Here is a 254-nt window from a genome sequence, read left to right on the forward strand (position 1 = left end):
GGCGCGCACGCATGACGGGCGCAAGATCCGGATGCTCAACGTGGTCGACGAGTTCACGCACGAATGCCTGGCGATCCGGGTCGCCCGTAAGCTGAAGGCAACCGACGTCATCGACGTGCTCTCGGATCTGTTCATCCTGCGTGGCGTACCTGGCCATATCCGTTCGGATAACGGCCCGGAGTTCGTTGCGAAGGCCCTCCAAGCTTGGATCACCGGCGTCGGAGCAAAGACGGCCTACATTACGCCAGGCTCAC

The 254-nt window shown here is 62.2% G+C and carries 1 protein-coding gene; it reads left to right on the forward strand.

Annotated features, from left to right (window positions below; translation table 11 throughout):
- Positions 1-254 (forward strand): DDE-type integrase/transposase/recombinase (locus FV222_RS29185; RefSeq protein ID WP_147816580.1); only part of this gene is annotated, 254 nt, incomplete at both ends.

The organism is Methylobacterium sp. WL103 (assembly GCF_008039885.1).
GTDB lineage: Bacteria > Pseudomonadota > Alphaproteobacteria > Rhizobiales > Beijerinckiaceae > Methylobacterium > Methylobacterium cerastii.